Annotated in this window: 17 protein-coding genes; 14 read left to right on the top strand and 3 right to left on the bottom strand. The window is 37.1% G+C overall.

What is annotated here, in order from left to right; translation table 11 throughout:
* The first annotated feature begins 82 nt into the window (after positions 1 to 82).
* The 3 genes from gyrB to queF are packed head-to-tail and all read left to right on the top strand — an operon-like array spanning position 83 to position 4199.
* Positions 83 to 2392 (top strand): DNA topoisomerase (ATP-hydrolyzing) subunit B, encoded by a 2310-nt coding sequence (gyrB, locus tag RQ763_RS02390; RefSeq protein WP_314150927.1) that lies wholly within the window; start codon positions 83 to 85, stop codon positions 2390 to 2392.
* Positions 2393 to 2404: 12 nt separating this feature from the next.
* The gene (locus RQ763_RS02385; protein WP_314150926.1) at positions 2405 to 3820 is read left to right on the top strand and encodes a GGDEF domain-containing protein; all 1416 of its coding nucleotides are present in this window, start codon (positions 2405 to 2407) and stop codon (positions 3818 to 3820) included.
* A 1-nt stretch (position 3821) separates the two neighbouring features.
* Positions 3822 to 4199, top strand: coding sequence for a preQ(1) synthase (gene queF / locus RQ763_RS02380; protein WP_314150925.1), 378 nt, complete (start codon positions 3822 to 3824; stop codon positions 4197 to 4199).
* Here the strand turns inward: queF and RQ763_RS02375 are convergent.
* Entirely contained in the window at positions 4188 to 5423 is a 1236-nt protein-coding gene (locus RQ763_RS02375) for a CCA tRNA nucleotidyltransferase (RefSeq protein WP_314150924.1), read from the bottom strand. The genes queF and RQ763_RS02375 overlap by 12 nt on opposite strands.
* Positions 5424 to 5563: 140 nt before the next feature.
* On the opposite strand from RQ763_RS02375, the gene typA reads away from it, so the two are divergent.
* Entirely contained in the window at positions 5564 to 7366 is a 1803-nt protein-coding gene (typA, locus tag RQ763_RS02370) for a translational GTPase TypA (protein WP_314150922.1), read from the top strand.
* 112 nt (positions 7367 to 7478) lie between these two features.
* Positions 7479 to 7745 carry a hypothetical protein gene (locus RQ763_RS02365; protein ID WP_314150920.1) on the top strand — a complete coding sequence of 89 codons (267 nt, stop codon included), beginning with the start codon at positions 7479 to 7481 and terminating at the stop codon, positions 7743 to 7745.
* A gap of 18 nt (positions 7746 to 7763) precedes the next feature.
* On the opposite strand, the gene RQ763_RS02360 is transcribed toward RQ763_RS02365, so the two are convergent.
* Positions 7764 to 8651 (bottom strand): bifunctional methionine sulfoxide reductase B/A protein, encoded by an 888-nt coding sequence (locus RQ763_RS02360; protein ID WP_409932346.1) that lies wholly within the window; start codon positions 8649 to 8651, stop codon positions 7764 to 7766.
* A 190-nt stretch (positions 8652 to 8841) separates the two neighbouring features.
* Between RQ763_RS02360 and RQ763_RS02355 the strand changes: the two genes are divergently transcribed.
* The 8 genes from RQ763_RS02355 to RQ763_RS02320 are packed head-to-tail and all read left to right on the top strand — an operon-like array spanning position 8842 to position 15210.
* Positions 8842 to 9864 (top strand): ribonucleotide-diphosphate reductase subunit beta, encoded by a 1023-nt coding sequence (locus RQ763_RS02355; RefSeq protein WP_314150919.1) that lies wholly within the window; start codon positions 8842 to 8844, stop codon positions 9862 to 9864.
* Positions 9848 to 10591: a carbon-nitrogen hydrolase family protein gene (locus tag RQ763_RS02350; protein WP_314150917.1), complete on the top strand. Its 744-nt coding sequence runs from the start codon at positions 9848 to 9850 to the stop codon at positions 10589 to 10591. Before RQ763_RS02355 ends, RQ763_RS02350 begins: the two co-directional genes overlap by 17 nt.
* Positions 10584 to 11222: a protein-L-isoaspartate(D-aspartate) O-methyltransferase gene (locus RQ763_RS02345; protein ID WP_314150915.1), complete on the top strand. Its 639-nt coding sequence runs from the start codon at positions 10584 to 10586 to the stop codon at positions 11220 to 11222. The genes RQ763_RS02350 and RQ763_RS02345 overlap by 8 nt, the downstream gene beginning before the upstream one ends.
* 50 nt (positions 11223 to 11272) lie before the next feature.
* On the top strand, positions 11273 to 12106 hold the full coding sequence (locus RQ763_RS02340; protein WP_314150914.1) for an FAD-dependent thymidylate synthase: 834 nt from the start codon (positions 11273 to 11275) through the stop codon (positions 12104 to 12106).
* Positions 12107 to 12110: 4 nt separating this feature from the next.
* Positions 12111 to 12323 carry a hypothetical protein gene (locus RQ763_RS02335; protein ID WP_314150912.1) on the top strand — a complete coding sequence of 71 codons (213 nt, stop codon included), beginning with the start codon at positions 12111 to 12113 and terminating at the stop codon, positions 12321 to 12323.
* Between the two features lie 16 nt (positions 12324 to 12339).
* Entirely contained in the window at positions 12340 to 12897 is a 558-nt protein-coding gene (locus RQ763_RS02330) for a PhnA domain-containing protein (protein WP_314150911.1), read from the top strand.
* Positions 12898 to 12934: 37 nt separating this feature from the next.
* A complete protein-coding gene (locus tag RQ763_RS02325; protein ID WP_314150909.1) occupies positions 12935 to 14098 on the top strand; it encodes a GGDEF domain-containing protein in 1164 nt (387 codons plus the stop codon).
* A 14-nt stretch (positions 14099 to 14112) separates the two neighbouring features.
* A complete protein-coding gene (locus RQ763_RS02320; RefSeq protein WP_314150908.1) occupies positions 14113 to 15210 on the top strand; it encodes a dGTP triphosphohydrolase in 1098 nt (365 codons plus the stop codon).
* Between the two features lie 43 nt (positions 15211 to 15253).
* On the opposite strand, the gene rpsU is transcribed toward RQ763_RS02320, so the two are convergent.
* A complete protein-coding gene (rpsU, locus tag RQ763_RS02315; RefSeq protein ID WP_011371658.1) occupies positions 15254 to 15466 on the bottom strand; it encodes a 30S ribosomal protein S21 in 213 nt (70 codons plus the stop codon).
* A 437-nt stretch (positions 15467 to 15903) separates the two neighbouring features.
* On the opposite strand from rpsU, the gene dnaG reads away from it, so the two are divergent.
* Positions 15904 to 17326: DNA primase (gene dnaG / locus RQ763_RS02310; RefSeq protein WP_409932345.1), on the top strand; the 1423-nt coding region annotated here is incomplete at its 3' end.

Below are 17326 nucleotides of genomic sequence, written 5' to 3'. Positions count from 1 at the left end.
ATCAGATAGTATAAAACTTTCTTTTAGAATAAATTAGATAAAATATCTCCAATTATGTAACAAAGTTATAATGGAGTATTGAATGGAAAATTACGGCGCTAGTAATATTAAAGTCCTAAAGGGATTAGAAGCAGTTCGTAAACGACCCGGTATGTACATAGGCGATACGGGTCATAGAGGTTTACATCATTTAGTTTATGAAGTTATTGATAACTCTATTGATGAAGCAATGGCCGGTCACTGTGATACCATCAATGTAACTCTTACAAAAAATGGCACATGTAAAGTGTCTGACAACGGGCGCGGTATTCCTACCGATATACATCCAGGCGAAGGGATAAGTGCCGCTACTGTTGTTTTAACTGTTCTTCATGCCGGCGGTAAATTTGATAAAGATACCTATAAAGTTTCCGGTGGTCTCCACGGTGTAGGTGTTTCAGTCGTAAATGCTCTATCTTCAGAACTAAAGATGACTATTTATAGAAATGGTGAAATTAATGAGCAGGATTTTAAAAAAGGTATACCTCAGGAACCTTTAAAAATCATCGGTAAAACTCGCAAATCAGGTACTACAATAGAGTTTGCTCCAGATCCTAGTATATTTACTGAAACAATAATTTTTGAGTTTGACTATTTAGCTAGAAGATTTAAAGAACTTGCATACCTTAATCCATTTATAACAATTAACTTCAATGATGAAAGAACTAATGTTTCGCAAATATACCACTTTGAAGGCGGTATAGCGCAATATGTTGCAGATTTAAATAAAAAACAAGAAGTTGCAAAAGTTTTTGAATTTAGTTCAAAGATTGAAGATATAGAGTTTGACGTAGCGCTTATGTACAACGACTCTTATGAAGAAAAAATTTACTCTTTTGTGAATAATATACGTACTCCAAACGGCGGAACACATGAAGCTGGATTTCGTGCGGCCCTTACGCGAGCTATATCAAACTACAACTCTCAAAACGGAGCCGCTAAAGAGAAAGATGTAAAAATAAGCGGCGAAGATACTGGCGAAGGTCTTATTGCTATTGTTTCAGCTCGTGTTCCAGAACCTCAATTTGAGGGACAAACAAAAGGTAAACTTGGAAATACTTATGTAAGACCGTTAGTTCAAAAAGCAACATATGAACTTTTAAGTAAATACTTTGAAGAAAACCCAATCGAAGCAAAATCGATTGTTGCAAAATCTCTTATGGCGGCACGCGGTCGTGAAGCTGCTAAAAAAGCAAGAGAATTAACACGTAGAAAAGACTCTATGAGTGTAGGAACACTTCCTGGAAAACTTGCAGATTGTCAAAGCAAAGACGCTTCTATCTGTGAACTTTACCTAGTGGAGGGCGACTCTGCGGGCGGCTCTGCAAAGATGGGACGCGATAGAGTTTTTCAAGCAATTTTACCGCTAAAAGGTAAGATTTTAAATGTTGAAAAAGCAAGACTTGACAAGATTTTAAAATCTGAAGAGATTACAAATATGATTACGGCTATGGGCTGTGGCATAGGTGATGAGTATAATGAAGAGAAGCTTCGTTACCATAAAATCATCATAATGACGGATGCCGACGTTGATGGTTCACATATTCAAACGCTGCTTCTTACATTTTTCTTCCGTCATTTTCGTGAAGTTATTGAAAACGGGTATCTCTATCTAGCACAACCGCCTCTTTATCGCTATAAAAAAGGCAAAAAAGAGATTTACTTCAAAGATGATCGCCAAATGAATGACTTTTTGATTGACAACGGAATAGAGTCTTTAGAAGAGCAAACTGTAGGGCACAACGATTTGGTCTCATACTTTAGGATGGTCGATCACTATAGAGGTTCATTAGAGGCTCTTGAGAGAAGATATGCACTTGTAGAGCTTATACGCCATTTCATAGAAAATCCTGATCTTATAGGTCTTGATATAAAAAGTATGTATAAAAAAGTTGAAGAGTTTTTGACTAACAAAGGAAATAATATCCTTACCAAAACAATTACTGAAGATTCAATTCATATTTTTGTACAGACAAAAGATGGAATGGAAGAGTTATTTATAAATGATGAGCTATTTGCAGCGCCGCACTTTTGTGAAGCGAGTTATGTCTATGGAAAAATAAAGGATTGGAATTTAGATTTTAAAGATGATGTTTTAAAAGTATTAAATAATATTATCGATTATGCTAAAAAAGGTGCATATATCCAACGTTATAAAGGTCTTGGAGAGATGAATCCAGATCAGCTTTGGGAGACTACAATGACACCTGAAAATAGAGTTTTACTGCAAGTTGCTATTGAAGATGCAGAACTTGCAAGCGATACATTTACTCTCTTTATGGGTGATGAAGTTGAACCTCGTCGTAACTATATTCAAACACATGCAAAAGACGTTAAACATTTAGATGTTTAATATTTAAACTATATGCTACTTCCAGAGATTAAAGAGAGAGAGTACCGTTTTAAGTTAGCACTTAGAATGGTACTTCCTATTTTTGCTCTTATAGTTGCTTTAGTTCTCCATACTTTTATAACCAGCCAAGACACCTTAAGCACATCATTTTACGTTGAATCAATTTTAGTTTTAGTATTTAGTATCTATTTTATTTTCTACCTTATATACAAGGGGTTTGATACTAAAATAACGGATAGTATCTCAAAAGCTTTTACAAGAGAGTATATGTATGAGTACCTAAAAAAAGAGATAAATGAGTCTAAAGAGTATACGCTTGTACTTTTAAGTGTTGATAATCTTTATGAGATAAATAGCCGTTATGGTATAAAAAACGGTGATAAAGTACTCTCTAAAACAATTGATTGGCTAGCTGATTACCTAAAATCAAAAGATATATATAACTTTCCTATCGGACGCATAAAAGGTGGTGATTTTATTATCGGGCTTAGCGGAGATAAGAGTCAATATAAAACAATTTTAGAGCTAATGTGCTTAAAGAGTGAAGATTTTAAGATTGATGATATTGAAGTGCAGATATCGGGAGCTATAAATGATACAAAATTTTCAAGAGATATTGATTATTTGATAGAGAATCTTTTTGAGTTACAGATTAATAACAGAGACTCCAAATCAGCACTTGAAAGTACTGATGAAGTAAATCCAAATGAACTTGAATACGGTGTTATAAATGCCATTAAAAGAGAAGATCTATTGATCTATACACAAAGCATTTTTGAAAATGAGAGTGAACTCTTTAAAGAGTGTTTTATTAAGCTAAAGAGAGAAGATGGGACAATCATTCATCAAAAAAATTATATGAAAATTTTGGATAAACTGAGATTGATGGGTGATTATGATCTTATTGTTTTAGAAAAAATACTCAAGATGTGCAAGAGGTCAGATAAAGGTAAGTTTGCCATTCACATCTCTCCTACTTCTCTTAGAAATTATACGGTCTTAACAAAGATAAAAGAGATTTTTGCAAAAAACGAGTGTGTGAAAAATAGAATTATATTGATATTTGAGGAGAGTGAGTACTATCCAAGAATAGAGAAGTTTAATGCTATCTTACAACAACTTAGAAACTTAGGGGTTCTTATTGCGCTAGACAGACTTGGTTCCCTGCATACAAGCTTTTTATATCTGCGTGATCTGGATATTGATATTGTAAGAATAGATCCATATTATACGAAAGAGAGCGAAGAGAAAGAGTATAAAAATATTATAAGCGGTTTTAGTGTTATGGCGCATGAAAAGGGTGTTAAGACATGGGTAAAGATGATTGAGAGCCAGAGTAGTTATACTATGGCAAAAGAGTTAAAAATTGATTATATGCAGGGCAGATATATAGCGCCTTTAGATAAAAATGAAAATAACAGGAGTTAGTATGAAATACGGTGAAAAAATTATTCAAGAGTTTGATGTAGAGAAAGATTTGGAAATTTGGCCAAATGAGCATAAGAGAAATTATCTTATAAAGATGACACTTCCGGAGTTTTCATGTCTATGTCCTAGAAGCGGATATCCTGATTATGCAACAATATATTTGGAGTATACGCCTGATGAGTGGGTTGTAGAGTTAAAAGCTGTAAAGCTCTATATAAACTCATTTAGAGAGAGACATATCTCTCATGAAAATAGTGCAAATGAGATATATAGTGTTTTAGAGAGAAAATTAAAACCAAAATATATGAAAATAGTGGCTGATTATAATCCTAGAGGAAATGTTCATACTGTTATAGAGATAGACAGCTCAAGAATTTAGATACTCTTTTAGCCAAAGAAGAGCGTCTTTACGATTTTTAAATTTACCATGCATTTGAGCTTCATAAGCTTCGTTCAAAATCTCTGAAAAGAGAGGTGAGGGTTCAATTCCAAGCTCTAAAATATCTCTTCCCATTAAAATGGCTGGAAGTTTTTTGTTGAGTATATTGAGCTCTCTGGCTCTTTTTTTTATCTCTTCGCCGGCTCTGTAAATTTCAGAATTGTGATTTGCAAAGTAGATTGAACTGCTTAAAATAAGGAGTTCATCTATATTTAATTCAGCAGCGAGTTTATATATATGATAGTCGCTTATACTGCTTTTATAAAGAGTATCTATCTCACTACATTTTTTTACAAGCAGAAGGGATCTTTGTAAAAGCTCTTTTTCATAAGTTATTTTTTCTATAAAATCTTGCGCCTCTTTTTGAGAAAAGTTATAACAAAGAGCTGCTAACATTAAGATGATGTTTGTTTGATTGTCAGTTGTTCGCTGTTTTGCAACCTCATCAATTACGGAGATATTTTGAGTATAAAGGTCACTTCCAAACTCTTTTAAGAGTTCAAATCCGCGTGATGGTTTTTTTGCGTAAAGAAGAAGTTTTTTTATCTCCTCAAATATTCTCTCTTTTGGAAGCTCGTTTAACATTCCGCTTAAGACCATATCTTTACATATAGAAAAAAGATCATCTTCAATTTTAAGCTCAAATCTTGTAGCAAATTGAACAGCTCTTAAAACTCTAAGAGGGTCCTCTCCAAAACTTTCTAAATTTACGGCTTTAAGTATTTTGTTCTCAAAATCTTTAATTCCGCCGAATGGGTCTAATATTTTTCTCTCTATAACATCATAACCTACAGAGTTAATCGTAAAATCTCTTCTTGATGTTGCTGTTTTAAAATCAAGTGTTGTGTCTATAGATATCTCAAATCCTCGATGTCCTGATTGAACTTTGTTGTCGATTCTTGGAAATGAGAAGTCTAAATCGTACTCTTCAAAGTATAGTTTACAAACCCCAAAACTTTTTCCCACGACATTAACACTGCCAAACTCTTTTAGTATGTTTTGCAACTCTGAAAAAGATGATATGCCGTAAATTTCAATATCTATATCTTTTGACTCAATCTTAGCAAGATAGTCCCTGATATACCCGCCAACAATAATAGGCTTAATACCGCAACTCTTTAGTTTTTCAAAAATAGTATCTAGTTTATTTGGATAATAAATCATATAACTCCTAAAAATGAACAACTCTCTTGCTTTTAAATGTATTATAACACTACTTTTACATAGATATAACATTATTTAAGGTATAATCGCGAAAATTTTTATCTTGGTTTCATGTTTAAGAAGCCAAAGAAGGAAGCCTCGTGCAAAAGATTAGAAATATTGCAGTTATAGCCCATGTTGACCATGGTAAAACTACATTGGTTGATGGATTATTAGAACAGTCGGGAACATATGGAGCTCATGAGCAACATGATGAAAGAGCAATGGATAGCAACGATTTAGAAAGAGAGCGTGGAATCACGATTCTTTCTAAGAATACGGCTATTCGTTATAAAGATTACAAGATTAACATTATTGATACTCCGGGTCACGCTGACTTCGGTGGAGAAGTTGAGCGTGTTCTTAAGATGGTAGATGGTGTTTTAGTTCTAGTTGATGCTTATGAGGGTGTTATGCCTCAAACTAAGTTCGTTGTTAAGAAGATGTTGGCACTTGGTAAAAAGCCGATTGTTGTTATTAACAAGATTGACAAGCCCTCTGCTGAACCGGATCGTGTTGTAGATGAGATGTTTGACCTATTCGCTGCAATGGGTGCAACTGATGATCAACAAGACTTCCCTATTATCTATGCAGCAGCAAGAGATGGTATAGCTAAGCTTGACATGGCGGATCCTGATGGAAACTTTGAGTGCATCTTTGAAACTATTTTAAAGCATATTCCTGAGCCAGAAGGTGATAGAGAAAATCCGACTCAAGCTCAAGTATTTACACTTGACTACGATAACTATGTCGGTAAAATAGGTATTTCTCGTATTTTTAACGGTGTTATCAAAAAAGGTGACAACATTATGCTTGCAAAAGCTGATGGTGAAATGGTAAAAGGTAAAATTAGTAAGCTTATTGGTTTCCACGGTCTTAACCGTATGGAGATTCAAGAGGCAGAAGCTGGAGATATCGTAGCATTCGCAGGTTTAGAGACTGTTGATGTTGGAGATACGGTATGTGATCCTAAAAATCCTATGCCACTTGACCCAATGCACATTGAAGAGCCAACTTTAACAGTTGTATTTTCTGTAAATGATTCACCACTTGCCGGTCAAGAAGGTAAGCACGTAACTTCAAACAAACTAAAAGAGCGTTTAGAGTTTGAAATGACGACTAACGTTGCAATGAAACTTGAAGTTGTCGGTGAGGGTAAATTCAAAGTTTCAGGACGTGGTGAGCTTCAGATTACAATTCTTGCTGAAAATATGCGCCGCGAAAATTTCGAATTTGGTGTATCTCGTCCGGAAGTAATCGTTAGAGAAATTGAAGGTGTTAAGTGTGAACCGTTTGAGCATTTAGTGATTGACGTTCCAGAAAACTTAAGCGGTTCGGTAATTGAAAAACTTGGCAAGCGTAAAGCTGAGATGAAATCTATGGTTCCGATGGGGCAAGGTTTCCAAAGAATCGAGTTTGAAATCCCGGCTCGTGCACTTATAGGTTTTAGAGGACAGTTCTTGACAGATACAAAGGGTGAAGGTATTATGAACCACTCATTCTTGGATTTCCGTCCATACAGCGGAAGCGTTGAATCAAGAAGTTACGGTGCGCTTATAAGTATGGAAAACGGCGAAACTTTAGCGTATTCACTTTTCAATATTCAAGATCGCGGAGTTCTTTTTATAGGACCGCAAACAAAAGTATACGAAGGTATGATTATCGGTGAGCACTCACGTTCAAACGATTTAGTAGTAAATCCTATTAAAGGGAAAGCACAGTCAAACGTTCGCTCAAGCGGCGCAGACGAAGCTATTAAACTTATTCCACCTCGTGACATGTCACTAGAGCGTGCACTGGAGTGGATAGAGGATGATGAGCTTTTAGAAGTAACTCCTAAGAGCATCCGTATTCGTAAAAAGTTCTTGACTGAAAGCGAAAGAAAAAGACACATTCGTAAATAATCTCCTATTTTCCACACATGTTATCATGTGTGGAAAATCCTCATAAATAATCTTAATTTTGCTATACTGTCCCATAAAAAAATATTAAATATTTACTTCAAAAGGATAAGCAATGGATGGAACTCTGTATCTAGTATCCCTTCTTGTAGTTGTTATAATGGCTTTTGCCCTTTATCGTGGCAATAGTTTTAAGCTGATGTTTCTCGTCTTGGCAGTCGGTGTTTATATAATATATTCACATGAAACGGGCAATACCGCCACAAAATACAAAGACGAAGTGATAGAGTCACTCGATAAATCTGCACGGGATTTTAGTAAGTCCCGTGGGACAGAGGGATATGATGAAAATAAGATAAAAAAAGAGGTAGAAGGAGATTAGAGCTGCTTTTTTGAAGCGCTAAAATCTTTTTACATACCCATGACAATAAGGCTCACTCCCTTTTTTGTCATAGTAGTCTTGATGACTCTCATCAGCCGCATAAAACTCAGAGCTGTTGAGTATTTTTGTGGCAACTTTATATCCGTTAGCTTCAAGCTTTTCAATAAGAGCCTCAACTATTTTTCTCTCCTCTTCACTGCTTACAAACACTGCGTAGAGATACTGCTCTCCAATATCTGGACCCTGACCATCTGTTTGTGTAGGGTCATGTATCTCAAAAAATGTTTTAGCAATCTCTTCGTATGAGATTAGCTTGTTGTCATAAACAACTTTGACGGCTTCAAGATGTCCAGTGTTTGATCGGACAACCTCGTAGTAGCTCGGGTTTTTTATATGCCCGCCCATAAATCCTGAGATCACCTCTTTTACGCCATCAAGTTTTTGCAAGTAGTACTCCACTCCCCAAAAACATCCTCCCGCAAAATATGCATAGGATAGATTTTCATCTTTAATGTCCGGCTTTTTTACAAGGTTAAGAGATATTGAATTTACGCAGTGCCTTGTGTTTTTGGATGTAAAACCCTCGCCTTCAAAGACATGACCCAGATGTGCTCCGCAGTTGGCGCAGACTATCTCTACTCTTCTGCCATCCGCATCGGGAATTCTCTTGATAGCACCCTCTATGGCATCATCAAAGCTTGGCCAACCGGAGCCGGAATCGAACTTATCACCGGAGTCATAAAGTGGAGCATCGCAGACTTTACATGTATAGACTCCTCTTGATTTTTCATTTGTGTATTTTCCTGAAAAAGGTCGCTCAGTACCTTTGTTGATGATTACACTTTTCTCCTCTTGGCTAAGTTTTTCGATTTTTGAACTCCATGGTTTTAGTTCAGATGCATTCATGTTAATTATTATGAGTATGAAAACTATAAAATTTTTCACACACTACTCCTTATTTAGATTTGTTCCATTATACGCTATAAAATTTTATGCAAGATAGAGATATTTTATTTGAGTAAAATTTATAATATTGCTTTTATCAAAAAAAAATCTTCATAAAGATATAATCCTATACTGAATTTTAGGAGAAGAGATGAACAGAAAAAAGATATACAATCCTGAATCAAATGAAAGTGTAAATGATAGACGAATATTTGGCGGCAATCCAACCGGAATATTTGAGCTAAACGATATAAAATACCAGTGGGCATACAATCTTTGGGAGATGATGTTAAACAACACATGGTTTCCAAAAGAGGTTGATATGACGCGCGACGTTAGCGACTACAAGCAGATAACCGATGTTGAAAAAGCAGCTTACGATAAAGCGCTCTCACAGCTTATATTTATGGATTCTCTGCAAACAAACAATATTATGGACAATATAAATCCCTATGTAACATCTCCGGAGATTAATCTTATTTTGGTTCGTCAGGCTTATGAAGAGGCGCTTCACTCTCAAAGTTATGCCGTTATGGTTGATAGTATCTCTGCAAACTCCAAAGAGATTTATGATCTTTGGCGACGCGACATGATGCTAAAGAGCAAGAACGACGCAATCGCGGCTGTTTATGAGGAACTCTCTAAAAACCCGACAGAACACAACTTTGTAAAAGCATGTTTTGCAAACCAGATACTTGAGGGCATCTACTTTTACAGCGGTTTTGCCTACATATATACGCTTGCAAGAAGCGGTAAAATGCTTGGTTCCGCACAGATGATTCGCTTTATCCAAAGAGATGAAGTGACGCATTTGGTACTTTTCCAAAATCTTATAAATTCGCTTAGAAAAGAGAGGCCAGATCTTTTTACCGAGCAGCTCAAGGGTGAAGTTATAGAGATGTTTAAAGAGGCGGTCAGACTTGAGACGGATTGGGGAAGATATATAACAGGCGGGCAGGTTTTAGGTCTTACGGATTCGATTATAGAGCAGTATATACAATATCTAGCCGATGACAGACTCGCAAGTGTCGGGTTTGCTAAGCTCTATAACGTGACAAATCCTATAAAATGGGTTGACGACTTCTCAAAGTTTAATGACCAAAAGACAAACTTTTTTGAGGGAACAGTTGCTAATTATTCAAAAGGAAGCTTAAGCTTTGACGACGACTTCTAAGCAGAGCGAATATAGACTCTGCTCGCTTCTTTTTAAAACGACAAAAAATTATAACGCCAATTTAGAAACACTTTTGGCGTTAGTAGATAAAACTCCCGAAAAATCTCTAATCGTCGCTCCCGAAGTTTGTCTAACGGGTTTTGACTATGAAAACTATGATGCGGCGATAGAGTTTTCCCATGTAGCCAACGAAGAGCTCAAAAGTGCCTCAAAAAAGAAGATAATCATTCTTAGCATGCTTGAGAAAAGAGGTGATGAAGTTTTCAATTTTGCCAAGATATTTTATAATGGTGAAATCGTATATGAGAGAGCAAAGGCAAAGCTATTTCGTTTTGGTGATGAGCAGATATACATGGCTGAGGGAAGCGGCGATGATATCAGGATTGTGGAAATTGATGGTATAAAAATTGGTATTTTAATCTGCTTTGAACTCCGTTTTAAAGATTTTTGGCAAAAACTTGAAGGGTGCGATGTTATAGCCGTTCCCTCATGGTGGGGAGTTTTAAGAACAGAGCATTTTAAAGTACTGACGCAGGCACTTGCCATTATAAACCAATGTTATGTTGTTGCAAGCGATTCACAAAATGAAGAGTGTACAAAAATGAGCGGAATAATAACTCCGCATGGCGAAGATGTAAGAAATGGAAATATGGCTTGTTTAGAGATTAAATATGATGAAAAAGAGATAGTTAAAATGAGACGATATATGGATGTAGAGATTGGATAGAATTACCGCGACAAAAACAGCAAAATTAGCGGATGAGTGTCACAAGAAATTCTCTTTAAGCGAGAGTGTTAAAAATGCAATCGCTAAAACAAGCAGGGAGGAGTTTGTTCCTGCAGGTTTTAGACATAACGCATATAAATTGGATGCTCTGCCGATGGGTTCATCGCAGTGGATAAGTTCTCCCTTGACGGTTGCGAAGATGACGGAATATCTAGAGCCAAAAGGTGCAGATAGGGTTTTAGAGATAGGTTGCGGAAGCGGTTACCAGGCAGCTGTTTTGTCGCATCTTTTTCGCGGAGTTTTTACCATAGAGAGAATAGAACCTCTAATTTTAGAGGCAAAAGCGCGTTTTAGAAAATTGGGTTTTACCAATATTCACACAAGGCTTGATGACGGACAAAACGGCTGGGCTCAGTATGCTCCATATGACAGAATCCTTTTTTCGGCAACGGCAAAAGAGATTCCTTCAAAAATTTTTGAGCAACTTTGTGAAGGTGGAGTTTTGATAGCTCCCATGCAGGCAGGCTCAAAACAGATAATTACACGTTTTAAAAAAACGAGTGGCTCCATACAAAAAGAGGAGCTTGAAGAGTGCGATTTTGTTCCGATTTTAAACGGAATTCAGAAGTGACTCTAAGCTTATTGTTGTAAAATAATATGAATACAAAGCAGGATAAATCTATGCAAATGATGTACGGTATTAAATACTCAAAGCCAGAAGTTGTCTTAATGCAAGAGACCGGTATCGGTGTGGCTGAAGCGGCGGCTAGAACATGCTATGACTCATTTGAAAACAGTGAAAATGAGGCAATTAGATATATTGAAAGCAATATGCCGGATAACTCAACATGTCAAAAGATAAATGATATAGAGGAGTCGAATCTGCTTCATGATTTGGCTTGGACCCATTTTCATCACTCTATTTTAGAGCATGCAAATCTCAGTTTTCTTATAAGAGGAACAAGCAGAGGCGTACTTCAAGAGCATGCGCGCCACCGTATACAGGCTATAAGCGTTAGAAGTACGCGTTATACCATGAGCTCTGTGATAAACGCTTTTATCGCCTCACAGACAACCGGAGACAAAGAGTTTTTTATAGACAAAGTTTTGAGTTTTGATATGTTTGTAACGTGTGATGAGGCGTACAACAGAGTTGAAATCGGGGCGATGTATGATAAGCTGAAATTCCAATCTCAAGCAGTAGAAAATTTCAATGAGATAGCTGTAGCAAAAAGCTCACTTGCGTTTTTAGAAGAGTTTAGAGGGAATCCAAAAGCACTTTTTGAAGCACTCGAGAGCGGAAAAAAGAAGCGTAATGTCGGAGATGCTTTTAAGCATATAATAACCGATAACGTAAAAGTTGATATGATAGTTACTTTTAATCTTCGCAGTTTAAAAAATTATTTGACACTTAGAGACAGCGGTGCGGCATATTTTCAGATAAGATGGCTTGCGCAAGAGATGATGAGAAAGACACCGTCGAAATATTTAGATTTAATAATCAAAAAAGGTTGAGTTTATGTGGAAATATATTTTAATAGCAAGTTTTCTCTTTAGTGGATGCTCATATTTTGAGTTTAACGCTGCAATGTGTGAAAATATCGGACCAAACGATAACCCTCAAAAAATTGAGGAGTGTAGAAACTACAATGAAGAAGAGGCACAAAAAGCTTTTGACAATACAAAAACAAAGCCTGCAAGTGATGAAGAGATAATAGAGTTTAAAAAATAAATTAAAGGATATACGAATGAGCGTAGAAAAAGAGTTAGAAGCCAGAAGTGGTGGCGTATGTGAACTTTGCGGAAGCAGCGAAGGGCTTAGCGCATTAGAAGTAGCGCCATCTGACGCAAGCGCAGAGCAGTCGATATATGTATGTGCAACATGCAAAGAGCAGATCCAAAATCCAGATAAAATGGATGAGACACACTTTAACTGCCTCAATGACAGCATGTGGAGCGAAGTCCCTGCAGTTGTAGTTATGTCATACAGACTTCTAAAGGCTCTTGGAAGAGAAGATTTGGTTGATATGATGTACATGGAGGAGGATGTGAAAAACTGGGCTCAGGCTGGCTTGAAGGGCGCATCCGAGAGTGCAGTGGTAAAAGACTCCAACGGAGTTGTTTTAAATGCTGGGGACAGTGTTGTAATCATTAAAGATTTAGAGGTTAAGGGTGCCGGCTTTACTGCAAAAAGAGGTACTATGGTTAAAAATATCACGATTCCACAAGACGTAGAGGGTCACGTAGAGGGGCGCGTAAACGGAACAAAAATTTACTTAAAAACAGAGTTTTTGAAAAAAGCCTAATTTAGTGCCTAGTGGTAAGCTTATGTAAAAGGAATATATGAACTCTTTGAAATCAGTACTCCTAAATATATCAATACCGTTTTTTATATTTTTGCTATTTCTCTTTATCGCATATTACGAAGCCAAGATACCCGAGATTATATTTGATCTGGTTCCATATCTTTTTTATGGCATAAGCGTGCTTATTTTATGGGTTTCTTGGCACTTTAACCGCAATAGATTTATTTTTATTGTCGTACCGCTGCTGTTAGTAAATGCGGGGTTTGAGTATTTGAGCGCAAAAAAAGCAACAGATCTCTTCTTATATGTCTCTTTGCTTTATCCGCTTCATCTTCTTATATTTTTATCTCTGAGGGAGAGAGGACTCTTCTCTATCTGGGGCATCTTAAAGATACTCTTTTTTTTGCTTGAGATAGGAGTCGTGTCATACCTGGTAGCTTATCCAAACGATAGTTTAATAGCTCTGTTTAAGATAAAACTCTTTGCCGCTTCTTTTTATCCGCTGCAGGATCTCTCGTTTGCTATAGGAATCTTTGTGCTATTTATAATGGGTGCATTTTTGATATTTAATAGATATCTAATTTACAACAGCTCCTTTTTCGTAATAACCGTGACTTTTTACGCGGGTTTATATTTTATAAAAACAGCTCATGCCTACGATCTCTCAATGTTGGCAATCGGTGTAATTATTTTTATTTTGCTCATAAGAGAGTCTTACCGCCTGGCTTTTTACGATGAACTTACATCGCTTCCGGGGAGAAGAGCGCTGGTAGAAGATATGGCAAAATTAGGAATAAAGTACTCACTCGCTATGATAGATATTGACCATTTTAAGAAGTTTAACGATACATACGGACACGATACGGGTGATGAGGTCTTAAAGATGGTCGCTTCAAGACTGGCAAATGTAGGCGGAGGCGGAAAAGTTTATAGATACGGAGGAGAAGAATTTGTTCTTCTTTTTCCTTCAAAAGATGCAGATGAGTCATATACTCATACGGATATATTAAGAGATGCAATCGCAAAGAGCCCCTTTAGCATCAGAAATAAAAAAAGCTCTAAGACGATATATGTAAATATCTCATCCGGCGTTGTGCAAAAAAGCTCAAAGGACAGAGATCCGTTTGCAGTTATGAAAAGAGCAGACAATGCCTTATACAAGGCAAAAAAAGCAGGAAGAAACCAAGTTGTAAAAGCTTAAAACAGAGGTATAAAATGCAAGCGCACAATAGATTTTACAAGATAGACGAAGATTTTAGAAATCCCTATGCAAGAGATAGAGACAGGGTTATTCACTCGGGGAGTTTTAGAAAGTTAGAGTATAAAACGCAGGTTTTTTTAAATCAAGAGGGTGACTTTTTTCGCACGCGTCTTACACACTCTATAGAGGTATCCCAAATTGCCCGCTCTATAACTTCTCATCTGGGACTCAACGAATCTCTCGCCGAAGCGATTGCTCTTTCACATGACTTGGGACACACGCCTTTTGGTCATATCGGCGGAGATACGCTTGATGAGTGTTTGAAGCAGGAGGGATTTGGCAACGGTTTTGAGCATAATTTTCAAAGCTTTAGAGTCGTCTCATCGCTTGAGAAGAGATACAATGGATTTAGCGGTCTAAATCTTACCTTTGCAACTCTAGAGGGGATTCTTAAGCACTCATATCCATACAAAAAAAGTTTTCTTCCTCCGGTCATAGATGAGCAGTTCAATCTCGATACCCATCCCAGCATCGAGGCAATGATAGTTGACCGGGCAGATGAGATAGCATATATAACCCATGATATAGATGATGGTGTAAATTCAGGATTGATTAGTTTTGATGATCTGCAAGAGAGTGATTTGATAAAAGAGATACTGGAGAAGGTGAAAAACGAGGGTGTAGAGGAGCGTGATGATGAGATGTTTAGATACCGCTTTGTCTCGCATTTAATCAACCGTCTTGTTTATTCGCTTATAGAGTACTCAAAAGAGAGAGTTGATAACTCTAGGATACTCTGCGCGACGCTTGATAGCAAGAGCGAGCTTCCTATCGGTTTTGAGCCAAAACTTGAAACCGAGATAAAAAAACTCAAAAAAATTCTCTTCTCAAAACTCTATCAGCACAAAGATATAATGATAAAGATGTTTGCAGGAAAACAGGCAATACGAGGTCTATATAGCGGATTAAATGAAGAGCCTAAGATGTTGCCGAATTTTTACCGCGTGCAACTGCAAAGCAGAAATAAACATAGGGTTATAGCCGACTATATAGCTTCAATGAGCGATAGACATGCGTTGTCTTTTTATAATGAGATGTATGGGAAACTGTAGTTAAAGTTGAAGACTAAAAAAAATATAAGCCCGAAGGCTTATATTAGAGGCGTGATTCGTAGCGTCTCATCATATAAAGACGCTTGAGCATTTTCTTACGAGATGCTATTAAGAACTTCTTGCGCTTTTCAGTTTTCGTTTCGTGGAAACGACGAGCACGAGCTTCAGTAACAATTAAGTTACGGTCAGTCTGCTTCTTGAAACGGCGGTAAGATGCATCAAAATTATCATCACTGCGTAGTACGATACCTGGCATATCACATCACCTACTTTCTTTAAAATTTTGGAGTCGAATTGTATCATAAATATCTTCAACTAAAATTTTATATTAGTGAGATAGAGATTTTTCTTAAAATTGATACAAATCAATGAGTCATGATTTTAAATCAGATAAGATTCGTCCGATTTAAAAGTTTAAGAGCGTAATGCGTTCTTGCCAGAGGAAGTTAAATGAATTATGTTCATTTTAGCCGTGTTGCAGCGTTGGGTGTCCTCCAAGCTTAGAGTATTGTTTATCGCAATACCGAAGTCAAATACTCAGATTGATTAACCGGATCATGAGAGTAGAGATATTTACCGATATCTCAAATTTTATTTCTCCTTCTAAAATAGGTCTTAGAGTGACCTGTTTTAGTGACCTCTATCTAACTTTTTCCAAACTCTCTTTAACGAACATTTTTGTATAATTCGCACATGATTACCCAAGACTCCATAGAAGCCCTAAAGGCACGCCTTGACATTGTTGATGTAGTAGGTTCGTATGTGGAACTTAGAAAAGCGGGTGCAAACTATAAAGCTCCATGCCCTTTTCATGATGAAAAAACAGCTTCATTTGTAGTAAGCCCCTCTAAGCAGATATACCACTGTTTTGGATGCGGCGCAGGCGGTGATGGCATTAAGTTTGTTATGGAGTATGAGAAGCTTAATTATCCAGAAGCTCTCGAGAAGCTTGCCTCTTCACACAACTTCTCTCTCTCCTACAGTGAGGAAAAGAAGAACAAACCACGTTCACAGTTTATGGAAAAAATAAATAGCTGGTATCAATACCTGCTCACTAAAAATCCAACAGCACTCTCTTACCTCAAAGAGCGTGGTATCTATGATAGCAGCATGGAGAAGTTTTTTATAGGCTATGCACCTGATTCAAATAACACGATAAACTATATAAAATCTGAACTTTTAAATATGAGTGAAGCAATTGAGATGGGTGTAATAGGAAGTGATGGAGCAAAGAGTTATGCTAGGTTTATAGAACGCATAATGTTTCCGATTCACTCCGCAAACGGTGCTATAGTTGGTTTTGGCGGCAGAACCATAACCGGACATCAGGCAAAGTATGTAAACTCTCCAGAAACTCCATATTTTAATAAATCTCGTCTTTTGTATGCGTATCATCTTGCAAGGCAGAGCATACATAAAACAAAACAGATTGTTATAACAGAGGGTTATCTTGATGTTATTATGCTGCATCAGGCGGGATTTGACAACGCCGTCGCAACGCTTGGTACCGCACTCACAGCTGAGCACCTGCCTCTTTTAAGAAAGGGCGAGCCTGAGGTTGTCATGGCGTATGATGGAGACAAAGCAGGGCGAGCGGCGGCGCTTAAAGCCTCAAAGCTTTTGAGTGCAAGCGGATTTAGCGGCGGAGTTGTTATATTCGGGGCAGGTTTAGATCCTGCGGATATGGTACAAAAGGGCGCAATAGAGGAGCTTTCAGAGATGTTTAGAACTCCTCAGCCTTTTATAGAGTTTGTTATAGATGAGATACTCTCTCTCTACAATCTCTCAGACCCAAAAGCAAAAGAAGTGTGCATGCAAGAGGCAATCGGCTATCTTAAAACCCTCTCTGCTATGCTCCAAGATAGATATAAAACATATTTAGCGCAAAGATTGGGAATCAATCCCTCATTTGTAAGACTGACTAACCAAACTAACACTAACACCAACAAACCTGTTGATGATAGAAGCCGTCATAAGGATATGTGGGAGCTTACACTCATAAAAACGGTTTTAGAGCATCCGGAATTTATAGAGCAGATACTAGATGTTTTAGACCCGTCACTCTTGCAGTTTCACTCGCATGAGTTTGCATTGGCACTTAGAGGAAAATTTGATG

It is taken from the genome of Sulfurimonas sp. (genome assembly GCF_032250635.1).
In the GTDB taxonomy this organism is placed as follows: domain Bacteria; phylum Campylobacterota; class Campylobacteria; order Campylobacterales; family Sulfurimonadaceae; genus Sulfurimonas.
The sequence above is the reverse complement of the archived record's forward strand: the minus strand, read 5'-3'. Positions and strand labels throughout refer to the sequence as shown.